Below are 12,344 nucleotides of genomic sequence, written 5' to 3'. Positions count from 1 at the left end.
CGAAAATTAGTTTTGTAGCATATTTATTGATATAACGAAAGCAAAGGTGATCGAATTGAACAACATCACACAGGACATCATTCAGGCGATAGAAGGCGGCGAAGTGGGCCGCATTGATTCTCTGTTGGAGACATTATTTTTAAAAGAAACACCGGAAGTACAGTATGAAATATACGAATTGCTTTTGCAATACGGGTACATACAGCAGGCAAAACGCGTATTGAAGCATTTGCGTTTTCTGTTCCCGGATGAGGCCCAAATTTCCATCGATTATGCTTCTGTACTGATTGAGCTGGGCGAGGAAGACGAGGCCCTTGACATCCTGTTCGGGATAGATCCAAGTACGCCGGAATATCCCCAATGCCTGCTCCTATTGGCGGATTATTATCAAATGCAGGGACTTTATGAAGCGGCGGAAAAACGCATCAATGAAGCATTGGAACTGCTTCCGGATGAACCGTTAATCCAGTTTGCCAAAGCGGAACTGCTATATGAAACCGGCCGTTTCCCGGAAGCGGCACGCATTTATGAAAACCTGCATAAAAAAGTGAAAGAAATTGCCGGGGTACTCCTAGCGGAAAGACTCGCGGAAGTTTACCGCGCGGGCGGAGGATTTGAAAAAGCGCTGGATTATTACATGGAAGCTTTGGAAGAGAAAGTGACGGCCGACTTGCTTTACGGCAGTGCTTACAGCGCCTTCCAATGCGAAAAATATGAAACTGCCATCAGGCAATTGGAAGATTTAAAAGAACTCGATCCCGACTATTTCAGCAGCTATTTATTGCTGGCCCAAAGTTATGCCATGCTGGAAGATAATGAAAAGGCATATAGCGTCATCAAAGAAGGAATTAAGCGGGACGAATACGAAAAATCCTTCTATTTGTTTGCGGGTAAAATCGCGCTAAAAAATAAACTCCCTGAAGAAGCCATAGAGCATTTGAAAAAAGCGGTCGAATTGGATCCCGAATATATGGAAGCGATTCTTGTCCTGATGTCGGTTTATCATCAAATGGAGCGCTATGATGACATTATTGAGTTGTATGAAAAATTGGAAAGGGAACAATTCGAATGGGTTTCTTTATCCCCTTTTGTTGCAGATGCATTCGCAAAAAATGAACAGTACGATAGAGCATACGAAATTTATAAATCAGCATATAATGAATTAAAAGATGATCCATCATTTCTTGAAAACTACTGCTACTTCCTGATAGAAGACGGCAAACGCGAAGAGGCTCGGGAAGTAGTACAGCGTTTGATCGAATTGCAACCGACAGAAATACAGTGGTTGGATTTACTTGATAGTCTAGAATAGGGGGGACTATTATGGCTTCTTCCGTACCAATCGCAGACAAAAAGAACTTCGTGCGTTGGTTCTTGAAAAACTTCCAATTAAAGAGGCGAGAGTGTGTCTGGATTCTGAATTATTTGCTGAGCAATGATGAGTTGCTAAAAAATATCCATTTTGTAGAAGAAGCTCATTATTGTCCGAGGGCGATTGTCATGTCGAGCGTGGATTCGAATGGCGTGCCATTCCGTTTTTATAAAGGCAATATCATGACAAGCGATGCCGAGAAGTCTTTTCATGATTTAAGGCTTTATCCAAACGAAGATATGTACATTCAGCTGAATTTTCCGAATGTGCCGCCAAATCAATTGTATTTGGCTGTATTGGAGGAAAACCCATATATTCCGAAGGACCTGAATCCGAACGAAAAAGACCGATTGATTGCGGAAGAAATTCTTAAAACGAGCATGCTGACATTCCAGGAAGAGAAACTATTGAGGGAGATCGATGAAGCGCTCGACCAGGGAAATAAAGAAAAGTTTTTGGAACTCTCCAATCTGTTACAGGCATTAAAAGAAACCTCAAAACACTAGAGAAATTCAGTCGAAAAGATTATATCTTTCGACTGGATTTTTTATTTTTCCCCATCTGTTTCAAATGTGCTGGGGTATAATATTATTTATGATGAAAAAATGTTACTTTGGAGGAAAAAATAATGTATTTTCAAACGAAAGATGTACAACAATATCAACAGAATAAAGAATTTATTGATACCGCTATAGTTCCGCTCCTTTCATTGGATTTTTCCGAAGACAACATCGTGAAAAGCAGTTCGGAAGCGGAATTTTTAATGGCGTTGACAGCCTTTGTTGAACAACAATTCAGAGGACGATTGATGCTCCTTCCTCCTTATTCTTATACGGAGCAAACAAAAAGGGAGGAACTTGTCCTCGCCTTGAAACAAAACATACAAGAAGGAGGTTTTAAACATGTCGTGTTCATCACATGCGATCATTATTGGACAAAGCTCCAGGATGAATTGGATGTGATTTGGCTGCCGGCCATTCCAATCGAATCGATGGATAAAGATGTCAAAAAACGTATATTGGAAGAGCAATTAAAACAGCTGATCCCGATCCTATCATCGAAGTGGTATCAACGTTAACAATTCATTCAATAATTGTTCACAATCTATGGAAACCAATATAATGCATTATTGACCTGCCCATTTTATTGATATATCATAGATATGTCCTAGTTTATACTATTATTAATTATATGTAATTATGTCTGTTGGACTGACCTTAAGTTAGAGGGGGGAAAAGGATGAGTAACAAAAAGGTTTCAAGACGTCAATTTCTTAACTACACTTTAACTGGTGTTGGTGGTTTCATGGCGGCAAGCATTCTGATGCCGATGATTCGCTTTGCTATTGATCCTGCTTTGCAGGCAAAAGCGGAAGGCGATTTTATACTGACTAGCCAAAAAATTGATGAATTAACAGATGTTCCGGTACGTGTGGACTTCTCTTACGAACAGGTAGATGCTTGGTACAAGTCTGAAGTATCCGAAATGGCTTGGGTTTACAAAGAAGGCGACAAAATTATAGCGCTTTCACCAGTATGTAAACACTTAGGATGTACCGTAAACTGGGAAGGCGGCGAACACAAAAACGAATACTTCTGTGCTTGTCATGCTGGACGTTATGAGAAAAACGGTAAAAACATTGCCGGTACACCGCCAACTGGACCATTAGATCAGTATGAAGTTTCTGAGAAAGATGGTTACTTAATGCTTGGGAAGAAAATACCAAACACATTAGCTTAATTAGTTAGGGGGTACAACACAAGTGCGTAAATTATATGATTGGGTCGATGAGCGTTTAGATATCACCCCAATATGGCGTGATATTGCCGACCACGAAGTGCCAGAGCACGTTAACCCTGCACACCACTTCTCGGCATTCGTTTACTGTTTCGGAGGACTGACTTTCTTCATTACAGTAATTCAGATCTTATCTGGTATGTTCTTGACAATGTACTATGTACCAGACGTTGAGAATGCTTGGAAATCAGTTTACTACTTGCAAAACGAAGTAGCATTCGGTGAGATTGTGCGCGGTATGCACCACTGGGGAGCATCATTGGTAATCGTCATGATGTTCTTACATACGCTTCGTGTGTTCTTCACAGGTTCGTACAAAAAACCTCGTGAGCTCAACTGGATCGTAGGTGTTTTAATTTTCTGCGTAATGTTAGGTCTTGGATTTACTGGATACCTACTTCCATGGGACATGAAAGCGTTGTTCGCTACGAAAGTAGGTCTTGAAATTGCCGGTTCCGTTCCATTCATCGGGGACCTAATTAAAGTATTGCTTGCTGGTGATGATACAATCATCGGTGCTCAAACATTGACGCGATTCTTTGCTATCCACGTATTCTTCTTGCCAGCGGCTTTATTTGTGTTGCTAGCAGTTCACTTTATTATGATCCGTCGTCAAGGTATTTCTGGACCACTATGATTGATATGTGGTTTCATTCGTTAGTTCAAAAGGAGGGGACAACATGCAGCGCGGAAAAGGAATGAAGTTCGTCGGCGATTCACGCGTTAAGGCTTCCAACCGAATGCCTAACAAGCCGAAAGATTATTCCGAATATCCAGGCAAAACAGAAGCCTTTTGGCCAGACTTCTTATTAAAAGAATGGATGGTTGGTGCTGTTTTCCTGATCGGTTATTTGTTATTAACGGTCGCTCATCCTTCGCCATTAGAGCGTCCAGCTGATCCAACAGATACATCTTACATTCCATTGCCAGACTGGTATTTCTTATTCTTATATCAATTGTTGAAATATTCATTTGCTTCTGGTGACTACAACGTTATCGGTGCAATCGTAATTCCAGGATTGGCAATCTTGTCATTATTGTTAATGCCATGGTTAGATAAAGGTCCTGAGCGCCGTCCATCTAAACGGCCGATTCCAACTGCAATTATGTTATTAGTTGTAGCTTCAATGTTCTATTTGACTTGGGAATCAGTTGTGAACCATGACTGGGAAGCATCCAAAGCCCAAGGTCAAATTACACCAAAAGATTTAGGTTTGGTACCTGATATTGAAATTGATGAGAACTCTGAAGGTTATAAAATCTACCAATCTCAACAAACTTGTGTTGGATGCCACGGCGGTGATTTGACAGGCGTTGGTTCAAACCCTATGTTATTAGGTAACCAATTAACTGCTGAAGAAGTTGAAGAAGTAATCCGCAATGGTCGTGGCGGAATGCCTGGTGGACAATTCTCCGGTACTGACGAAGAATTGAAGACATTGGCAGAATTTATTGCAAGCTTGAAAGAGGAATAATATTCATTTGCTAAGGGCCGGTTTCCAAAACTGGCCCTTTTCTTTTTTGGATTTAATGGATATACATAGAATACCGAATCGTTACACATCCTATAGCGGCTTTGGTATTATAACTTATGTAAAAACTTACTTATATATACCGATGATAAGGAGTAACAGGATGAGAACCATTTTGCTGCAGTTTCTATATTTATTGCAAAACCGCACTGTCCTGACAATGTTATTTATCATAAATTTCCTGGGGACGATCTACGGTTATATTTGGTATGCGCCACAGCTTTCAAGAACGGAACCGCAATTTCTCTTATTTGTTCCGGATAGTCCGACGGCGAGCCTGTTTTTTTGTTTCGCCATTTTGGGATGGTTGTTGGGAAAAAATTTTAAACTCATGGAAGCACTTGCCCTTATTACTTTAATGAAATACGGTATATGGGCTGTAGTGATGAATATACTAACATTGGCGGAGACAGGCTCAATCGGCATTCTTGGATGGATGCTGGTCGTTTCCCATTTTATGATGGCGGTCGAAGGCATTTTATATATGGCCAATTATCGATTTACCCTTGTGCATATTGCCATTGCATCCGTATGGACTTTGCATAATGATGTTATAGATTATGTATATGGACAGATGCCGACTTACAGCAGTTTATATAAATATGCGGATCACATCGGGTACTTTACTTTCTGGTTATCGATCGCTTGTATATCCATAGCCTATTATTCTTTTAAAAAGCGCAATTATTTGAATATAGTGCAATAAATGGTTAGAATGTATAGTAGGATTGATAGAAAGGGGAATAAGGTAGCAAGATGTATCTTCTCTACTTTATAATCATTTTGTTATTGCCGATTTATGCTCAATTGAAAGTTCAACGTACTTATAAACGTTTTTCCCAAGTTCCTGCATCCAAAGGATTAACCGGTGCCCAAACCGCACGGATGATATTGGACAGCCATGGTCTTTATGATGTACGTGTAGTACCGACGCAAGGTATTTTGTCAGACCATTACAATCCAATGACGAAAACGGTCGCATTATCTGAAGGAAACTATTATAGCGACTCTTTGGCAGCCATTGCGGTGGCGGCCCATGAGTGCGGGCACGCTGTCCAGCACCAGGAAGCGTATTCCTTTTTGGTGTTGCGTTCAAAGCTGGTCCCAATTGCCAACTTTTCATCCAATATCTCCTGGATCTTTGTGATGATTGGAATCATCGCCCAAAGCGCCAATATGCTGCTGTTGGGGATTATATTGCTCGCTGCCGGCGTATTGTTCCAAGTGGTAACATTGCCGGTGGAATTTGATGCGTCGAAACGGGCGATGAATGAAGTGGTACAGTTGGGCATCATTAATAACAATGAAGAACATGGAGCAAGAAAAGTGTTAAGCGCCGCGGCTTTGACATATGTAGCGGCTGCAGCCGTAGCTGTGCTTGAGCTATTGCGGCTAATTTTGATATTTACAAATATGAGCTCGAATGAAGAGCAATGAAAAAACGAAAGATCGAGGTCAGGGTTTTGCCCGACCCGTTTTTTTTTTATCTAATCCCATGGGGAAAAGAGTGCATAAGGCCAGTTGCAATAAAAATTTCAAATTTTTGTTGAATAGGCTTATAACCCTTCTTTTTCATTAATAAGATATAGCAAACTGCCGGAAGAGGGAGGGGACTGATGAATAAATATATTTTGAATTGGGCTTTGTTCGGTCTGGCCACTTTGGTTATTCTCGTAATCTTGGCAATCTATTCGATAAAATTATCTTTACATTTTATAGTTGAAGATGACAAAGATACCTATGACGGATTCAGAATTTCGGAAATCGAAAATTCAACTCCAACAGATGAAGAGGAAACCATCACCGTCGATTTTGAAGAAAACCGTTAGTTATACAAAAAGGCTGTCTAAAGCGGGTGCTTTAGGCAGCCCATGGGAAAATCAACAATGATTCCAAGGTGCATTGCTATTCTTCAATCCGGAACCCTTCTCCTGTGACGTCTTTCACATCAATGATGGAGACGAAGGCTTTGGGATCCAGTTTGCGGATAATGGATTTTAATTGGACGATTTCATTTCTGCCGACTATGCAATATAAAACATCTTTTGGCTGCTTTGTATAATATCCGTACGCATGGAACACCGTAATTCCGCGTTCCATTTTTTCAGCCACGGTTTTGGCAATCTCTTCGGGTTTTTCCGAAATAATGAAAGCCCCTTTGGCTGCATAGGCCCCTTCCTGCACCATATCAATGACCCTTGCTCCCACATAGACGGCGACCAGCGTATACATCATGGTAATGGAGCTTAAATATGTTAGCCACGAAACAAGCAATACCAATGAATCGAACAAAAACATGGTCTTACCCATGCTCCAGCCGACATATTTGTTGGCCAGACGGGCAATGATGTCGACTCCGCCAGTTGTTCCTCCGCACCGGAAAATAATGCCCAAACCGGCACCGACAAAGACACCGGCAAATAATGAAGCAAGCAGCAAATCGTTTTTTAGATCCAAAGAAAATTGATAAATCTGGAAAAGTTTCAAAAATAAAGACACGCTTAAGATGCCGAAAATTGAATATAAAAACTCTTTACGTCCGAGCAATTTCCAACCTAAAATAAATATTGGAATGTTTAATACAATATTTGTAATGGCTGGATCAACATTGAATGTAAAGTATAAAATTAAAGATATTCCGCTGAATCCGCCTTCCCCCAATTTATTGAGCATATTAAAATGGACGAAGCCGAAGCTGTAAATGGCTGTTCCAATAAGGATTCCAATAATTTCTTGAATCTTAAAATCCTTCAAAGTATAACCTCCTTAGTACGAGAGCGATATGTATGATTGCATGATTATTATGTTTTATTTTTCTACTTTTGACAACTAGTGGCCTTTTCATTACGATGGAAAAAAGAGAAAATTTTATTGTTTTTGGCTTTTAGCTTCCGCAACTATGCGGCTATCATCGTCTTTTTAACATGGTTCCAAGAATTGCTGGAGTCATTGCAAACCGTGAAATGAACATAGATCAATACGAAAGGACGAATCACAATGTCATTAAGAGTAGCAATTGCAGGATGCAGAGGAAAAATGGGGAAAGAGGCGGTAAAAACCGTAGTCGGCCAGGAAGGAATGGAACTGGTTGCCGCATTGGATTACAAACATGTAGGCGAGAGCCTTGCAGAGCTTGAGATGTTTCCGCCGGATTTGAATGTTCCAATTTATTTGGATTTAAACCAGTTGATTGAAGAAACAAAACCGGATGTATTAATCGACTTAACAAGCCCCCATGCGGTATATGAGCATGTAAAGGTTTCGCTGTTGAACCACGTACGTCCGGTAGTCGGAACAACCGGATTTACCGATGAACAATTGGAAGAACTGACTGAACTCGCGCGGGAACAAAAAATCGGCTGCATCATCGCGCCGAATTTTGCCATTGGTGCAGTATTAATGATGAAATTTGCAAAAGAAGCGGCAAAATATTTGCCAAACGTAGAAATTATCGAACTTCATCACGATCAAAAATTAGATGCCCCTTCAGGCACAGCGAAGAAAACGGCGCAAATGATTTCGGAAGTTCGGGAGCAGCATAAACAGGGGCATCCATTGGAAAAGGAAACGATGGACGGCGCAAGAGGGGCCGAATTTGAAGGAATGCGCATCCACTCGGTCCGCCTTCCGGGATTGGTGGCTCACCAGGAAGTGATTTTTGGAGGAAAAGGCCAGTTGTTGACAATTCGCCACGATTCTTTTAACCGGGAATGTTTTATGGATGGCATTGTATATTGCGTGAAGAAAGTAATGGAATTGGAAGAATTGGTGTATGGAATGGAAAATATTTTATAAAGAATGGATGAAGGAAAATGAAAATAGCACTAATTGCCCACGATAGCAAAAAAGACAGTCTTGTTGAGTTTGCCATTGCCTATAAAGAAATATTGTCCCAGCATGAATTGTATGCGACAGGGACAACAGGCCGCCGCATTATTGAAGAGGCAGGGCTTAAGGTGAAATGTTTCCGTTCCGGTCCCCTTGGGGGAGATCAGCAAATCGGGGCGATGGTTGCCAATAATGATATGGATATGGTGTTTTTCTTCCGCGATCCTTTAACAGCCCAGCCTCACGAACCTGATTGTACAGCCTTGATCCGATTATGCGACCTTTACAATGTTCCACTTGCAACCAATATGGGAACTGCAGAGATATTGCTGAAAGGATTGCAGGAAGGATTTGTGGATTGGAGATTAATCCAGGAAAGGAAATTTAATGAATAATTTCCCTGTTTCTCTCGTATCATTTGTTGGATGGTGCTGTGTTTAGTCTTTTCATTGCGGTGGTATAAGTTATTGCGTATAAATTAGAATGAAAGGACGTGTGTCGGTGAGAAAATTAAAGATTGGAATAACATGTTACCCTACGGTAGGTGGCTCGGGAGTATTGGCGACAGAGCTTGGGAAGAAGCTTGCAGAACGTGGCCATGAAATCCACTTTATCACTTCCAGCGTGCCTTTCCGTTTAAGGAAAATTTATCCGAATGTATTTTTCCATGAAGTGGAAGTCAATAATTATTCCGTTTTCCAATATCCTCCATATGATATTGCGCTGGCAAGCAAAATGGCGGATGTCATCATAGATCAGAAACTGGATGTTTTGCATGTCCACTATGCGATTCCGCATGCGGTATGCGCCGTGCTGGCACGGGATATGTGCGGAGAAAATATCGGAATCGTGACAACCCTTCATGGTACAGATATTTCAGTATTAGGCCAAGATTCAACACTCTCCCAGGCCATCAAATACGGCATTGAAAAATCCGACATAGTCACAGCAGTATCCAACGCATTGAAAGAACAAACTTATGAAATAATCGCGCCAAATAAAGAAATCGAAACCATCTATAATTTTGTCGACGAATCGGTTTTTAGACCGATGGAAGAAGCGACGGAGTTGAAAAAGCAATATGGCATCAGGGAAGATGAGAAGGTCATCATTCATTGCTCAAATTTCCGGAAAATCAAGAACTTGCCTGACATCGTTGAAACGTTCTTCCTGATTCGCAATCAAATTCCTGCGAAATTGTTGCTGGTCGGCGACGGACCGGAACACCATCGGGTCATGATGCAGGCAAAAGAGTCGCCATATAAGGACGATATCTTGTTCCTAGGAAAGCAGGAAAATGTGGAAGAACTATTTTCTATTAGCGATTTAAAATTATTGTTATCGGAAAAAGAATCTTTTGGATTGGTGCTCTTGGAAGCGATGGCATGCGGCGTTCCGGGCATCGGAACAAATGTCGGAGGAATACCTGAGGTAATCGACCACGGCGTCAACGGGTATATTGTTGAACTAGGAGATGTTTATCAGGCGGCTGAGTATGCCGTTGACCTATTGACGGATGAAAATAAACTTGCCGAATTCAAGAAGAATGCGATTCAAACGGTTCAAACGAAATTCAAAGCGGAACCGATTATTGACCAATATGAACAATTATATTACCGATTGGCGGCATTGAGGGTATGAAGATATGAAACAAAGAAATGATTGGGAAGCAGCATTACGGGTTATTGAGAAAATAGAAAACGCCGGATATGAGGCGGTCATTGTCGGAGGAGCGGTCCGTGATTATTTGCTGCAAAGAAAGATCAATGATGTTGATGTGGCCACGAGCGCTCTTCCAAATGAAGTAAAAAAAATTTTTTCCCATACCATTGATGTCGGAATCGAGCATGGAACGGTCGTTGTCCTGGACGAGGGAAGCCCGATCGAAGTGACAACTTATCGCACAGAGGGTACATATACCGATTACCGAAGACCGGATGAAGTAACTTTTGTGCGAGATTTGCCGAAAGATCTGGAGCGGCGCGATTTCACCATTAATGCAATGGCTTTTACAAAGGATGGAAACATCGTTGATTTATATGGGGGAAAAGAAGATTTAAAAAATGGCATTATTCGTGCAGTGGGAGACCCCAATGCAAGATTCCGGGAAGATGCATTAAGAATGCTCAGGGCCGTTCGTTTTGCAGCACAATTAGGATTTACAATTGAAGAAAAAACGATGAAAGCCATCCAGGAAGATAGCGATCTGATTGAATTTATCGCCCGGGAACGGATACGCATGGAGCTATCGAAAATATGGGTGGCGGATTATGTTTTTCTTGGAATAGAAGCCCTTGTTGAAAGCAATCTGGCCTCATACCTCCCCGGCAATTTCGCAAAACATCTGGAATCTTGGAGACATTTCCGTACAAAGAAACCGGAAGTGGGGTGGGCGTATCTTTGCCTGCTCAACCGTTCTGATATGGAAGACCTGTTCGAGTTCTACCGCTATTCAAATAAAGAGAAAAGCTTTGCGAAAAAAGTCATTCACGCCTATGACCGTCTTTTGGAACGATGGGATGAATATGATTATTTTTCAAACGATTTAAACACATTGGAAACAGCTTATGATTTTGCCCACTGGCTGGGGAAAAAGGTTCCTTTTTCCAAAGAACATATTGGAAAAGTTAAAGAACATCTCCCTATTCAATCGATGGATGATTTTGCATTAAACGGGAACCTGCTCATTCAATGGTCCGGAAAAAGAGGAGGACCTTGGGTGAAAGAGGCATTGAACAAGGCATTACATGCAGTGTTGACAGGACAGGTAAAAAATGATGAAGAACAGTTAAAGGAATGGTTCTACAATGAGTTTGTCAATGAAAGATAAAATTATACAACGCTTTCTTTTAGCAAGAGGGGAACCCATTTCAGGTCAACAGCTCGCAGATGAATTAGGCATTTCCCGGACTGCAATTTGGAAACATTTGCAAACCCTTCAAGATGAGGGGTATGAATTCATTACAATCAAGAAAAAAGGTTACCGGTTGGTTTCCGTTCCTGACCGGGTAGATGCTGCGAGAATTTCATCCTATTTAAATACGAAACGGTTTGGCCATACCATCCATTATTTTGAAGAAGTGGATTCAACCCAATCGATAGCGCAACAGCTGGCAAGAGATGGGGCGAAAGATGGCACGATCGTGATCGCCGAAGAACAAACAGGCGGTAAAGGAAGAATGCAAAGGCCATGGTATTCGGCAAAGGGGAAGGGGATTTGGATGACGGTAATTATTCGTCCAAATATTCTTCCCCACCAGGCTCCCCAGTTGACGCTGGTTGCGGCTGTCAGTCTGGTGTCGGCCATGAAAACTTTATATAAAAACTTTATTCCGGAAATTAAATGGCCGAATGACATTTTAATTAACGGAAAAAAATGTGCGGGCATTTTGACGGAAATGCTTGCGGAAATGGACCGGGTCGATGGTCTGCTCATCGGAATCGGAATCAATGCAAATCATGAATTGGATGATTTTCCGGAAGACATTCAATCAATAGCCACATCCATTGCAATAGAAGAGAAGCAAAAAGTGGACCGTGCCCAGCTGGTGGCCGAGATTTTAAAATATTTGGAGCATTATACTGATGAATACGTCGCAAATGGATTTGCGGCCATTAAGCGATTATGGGTGGAACATTCATGCACCATCGGTAAACGCATAAAAGCGACAACGATCCGGGAAACGGTTGAAGGAGAAGCCATTGGAATTACGGATGAAGGGGTTCTCGAAATCCTGTTGGATGACGGCCAGATAAAGAAAGTATATTCTGCCGACATTGAAATTCAAAATTAATGGATGTTTTGGACATACTTC

The 12,344-nt window shown here is 41.4% G+C and carries 15 protein-coding genes; 14 read left to right on the top strand and 1 reads right to left on the bottom strand.

Annotated features, from left to right (window positions below):
• Positions 1-55: 55 nt before the first annotated feature.
• The 9 genes from FKZ59_RS01280 (at position 56) to FKZ59_RS01240 (ending at position 6,530) form a co-directional block, all read left to right on the top strand.
• On the top strand, positions 56-1,312 hold the full coding sequence (locus FKZ59_RS01280) for a tetratricopeptide repeat protein (protein ID WP_141600922.1): 1,257 nt from the start codon (positions 56-58) through the stop codon (positions 1,310-1,312).
• An 11-nt stretch (positions 1,313-1,323) separates the two neighbouring features.
• Positions 1,324-1,878: a ReoY family proteolytic degradation factor gene (locus tag FKZ59_RS01275; RefSeq protein WP_141600921.1), complete on the top strand. Its 555-nt coding sequence runs from the start codon at positions 1,324-1,326 to the stop codon at positions 1,876-1,878.
• 122 nt (positions 1,879-2,000) lie between these two features.
• Positions 2,001-2,450, top strand: a complete 450-nt coding sequence (locus FKZ59_RS01270) for a YpiF family protein (protein WP_141600920.1) — start codon at positions 2,001-2,003, stop codon at positions 2,448-2,450.
• 161 nt (positions 2,451-2,611) lie between these two features.
• Positions 2,612-3,112, top strand: coding sequence for a QcrA and Rieske domain-containing protein (locus tag FKZ59_RS01265; protein WP_141600919.1), 501 nt, complete (start codon positions 2,612-2,614; stop codon positions 3,110-3,112).
• Positions 3,113-3,134: 22 nt separating this feature from the next.
• Positions 3,135-3,806 (top strand): menaquinol-cytochrome c reductase cytochrome b subunit, encoded by a 672-nt coding sequence (qcrB, locus tag FKZ59_RS01260; RefSeq protein ID WP_141600918.1) that lies wholly within the window; start codon positions 3,135-3,137, stop codon positions 3,804-3,806.
• 43 nt (positions 3,807-3,849) lie between these two features.
• Entirely contained in the window at positions 3,850-4,644 is a 795-nt protein-coding gene (locus FKZ59_RS01255) for a menaquinol-cytochrome c reductase cytochrome b/c subunit (RefSeq protein WP_141600917.1), read from the top strand.
• A gap of 160 nt (positions 4,645-4,804) precedes the next feature.
• A complete protein-coding gene (gene lhaT, locus FKZ59_RS01250) occupies positions 4,805-5,407 on the top strand; it encodes a lipoprotein heptaprenylglyceryl N-acetyltransferase LhaT (protein ID WP_141600916.1) in 603 nt (200 codons plus the stop codon).
• Positions 5,408-5,457: 50 nt separating this feature from the next.
• The gene (locus FKZ59_RS01245) at positions 5,458-6,138 is read left to right on the top strand and encodes a zinc metallopeptidase (RefSeq protein ID WP_141600915.1); all 681 of its coding nucleotides are present in this window, start codon (positions 5,458-5,460) and stop codon (positions 6,136-6,138) included.
• Between the two features lie 179 nt (positions 6,139-6,317).
• Entirely contained in the window at positions 6,318-6,530 is a 213-nt protein-coding gene (locus FKZ59_RS01240) for a hypothetical protein (protein ID WP_141600914.1), read from the top strand.
• A 76-nt stretch (positions 6,531-6,606) separates the two neighbouring features.
• On the opposite strand, the gene FKZ59_RS01235 is transcribed toward FKZ59_RS01240, so the two are convergent.
• The gene (locus tag FKZ59_RS01235; RefSeq protein ID WP_141600913.1) at positions 6,607-7,455 is read right to left on the bottom strand and encodes a YitT family protein; all 849 of its coding nucleotides are present in this window, start codon (positions 7,453-7,455) and stop codon (positions 6,607-6,609) included.
• 243 nt (positions 7,456-7,698) lie between these two features.
• On the opposite strand from FKZ59_RS01235, the gene dapB reads away from it, so the two are divergent.
• The 5 genes from dapB (at position 7,699) to FKZ59_RS01210 (ending at position 12,323) form a co-directional block, all read left to right on the top strand.
• The gene (dapB, locus tag FKZ59_RS01230; protein WP_141600912.1) at positions 7,699-8,496 is read left to right on the top strand and encodes a 4-hydroxy-tetrahydrodipicolinate reductase; all 798 of its coding nucleotides are present in this window, start codon (positions 7,699-7,701) and stop codon (positions 8,494-8,496) included.
• 17 nt (positions 8,497-8,513) lie between these two features.
• Positions 8,514-8,924 carry a methylglyoxal synthase gene (gene mgsA / locus FKZ59_RS01225; RefSeq protein WP_141600911.1) on the top strand — a complete coding sequence of 137 codons (411 nt, stop codon included), beginning with the start codon at positions 8,514-8,516 and terminating at the stop codon, positions 8,922-8,924.
• A 106-nt stretch (positions 8,925-9,030) separates the two neighbouring features.
• Positions 9,031-10,170 (top strand): N-acetyl-alpha-D-glucosaminyl L-malate synthase BshA, encoded by a 1,140-nt coding sequence (gene bshA / locus FKZ59_RS01220; protein ID WP_141600910.1) that lies wholly within the window; start codon positions 9,031-9,033, stop codon positions 10,168-10,170.
• Between the two features lie 4 nt (positions 10,171-10,174).
• The gene (locus tag FKZ59_RS01215) at positions 10,175-11,359 is read left to right on the top strand and encodes a CCA tRNA nucleotidyltransferase (RefSeq protein WP_141600909.1); all 1,185 of its coding nucleotides are present in this window, start codon (positions 10,175-10,177) and stop codon (positions 11,357-11,359) included.
• Positions 11,337-12,323 (top strand): biotin--[acetyl-CoA-carboxylase] ligase, encoded by a 987-nt coding sequence (locus FKZ59_RS01210; RefSeq protein WP_141600908.1) that lies wholly within the window; start codon positions 11,337-11,339, stop codon positions 12,321-12,323. Before FKZ59_RS01215 ends, FKZ59_RS01210 begins: the two co-directional genes overlap by 23 nt.
• The last annotated feature ends 21 nt before the right edge of the window (positions 12,324-12,344 follow it).

Origin of the sequence: Ureibacillus terrenus, from assembly GCF_006569205.1 — a bacterium.
Classification (GTDB): Bacteria; Bacillota; Bacilli; order Bacillales_A; family Planococcaceae; genus Ureibacillus; species Ureibacillus terrenus.
Note: the sequence above shows the minus strand (reverse complement) of the source record. Positions and strands in the feature narration are given on the sequence as shown.